Raw genomic sequence first — 984 nt, forward strand, 5'->3', positions numbered from 1 at the left:
TGAGGTTTTCTCAACGCCTTTCGTGCCATGCATTGTTGAGGACGAGGGCGGCCTGGGCGATGGCTCCGATCCGGCTGGGGCTGACCGTCACATGCTGCAGCGTGCGCCAGCGCTGTTTGAGCTCGGCCGCGGCACGCTCGCCGATCGCGCGGATGCCGCGCAGCAGCCGGTTGTGGGCGCGGGTGTCTACCGCCAGGGGTGAGGCGATGTCGGGGTGCGGGCGGAAGGGTGTGTGCACGCCGCTGCCGGCGCCGGTGTAACCCACGTCAGCCAGGGTCGGCAGCCCGTGGCGGGCCGCGGCGTACAGCGCCGGCAGCGCATGGGTCCGCGCGGCGCGCAGGTCGTGCACCGAACCGGGCTCGATGTCGGAGACCCACAGCAGCGAGCCGTCGGGAGCGGCGAGGAACTGCAGGTTTCCGGCGAAGTGCCGTCCCTTGCCGGAGTACCACAGGTCGTTGCCCCGCTCGGTGGTGCCGGCCACCCGGTCGCAGGCGATGAGCGTGCCGTCCAGGACCACATGGCTCAGGCCCTGCTCACGGCAGCCTTCCAGGACCTGGTGCAGGTCCGGGGCGCGCTCGGCGAGGACATCGATGCCCTCGTGCAGATACCGGTAGCCGGTGGCCTGGGAGATCCCGGCGTCGCGGGCCAGGCAGTGCACGCAGGTGCGGTGGCGGAACCAGCGCAGCACCAGGACCGCCTGGCGGAACGGGCCCAGCGCCCGCGAGCCGCGCGGAGTGCCGATCTTCCGCCGGTGGGCGGCCAGCAGGCGGGCGAGGAAGGCCACCACCGGGCGGGGGATGTCGAGCATGGCAACATAGGGGACCAACGTGAAGCCTCTGGTGTCGCAGGACGATCTTGTGAGAGAGAACCGTCCTACCAGGGGCTTTACGTCTGCCCGCCACCGGGGCAGGGCTGCCCGAATCGTCCGGACACCAGAGCCTCATCCGGCTTCGCGTAGATCATTTCGCTGAGAAAACCTCACTG

At 70.2% G+C, this 984-nt stretch carries 1 protein-coding gene; it reads right to left on the reverse strand.

Going from position 1 to position 984, the window contains the following annotated elements; all coding sequences use genetic code 11:
- Positions 1-10: 10 nt before the first annotated feature.
- Positions 11-826 (reverse strand): transposase family protein, encoded by an 816-nt coding sequence (locus ACLIYP_RS30600; RefSeq protein ID WP_412716322.1) that lies wholly within the window; start codon positions 824-826, stop codon positions 11-13.
- Between the last annotated feature and the right edge of the window lie 158 nt (positions 827-984).

The organism is Streptomyces nanhaiensis (genome assembly GCF_046614825.1).
GTDB classification, from domain to species: domain Bacteria; phylum Actinomycetota; class Actinomycetes; order Streptomycetales; family Streptomycetaceae; genus Streptomyces; species Streptomyces radiopugnans.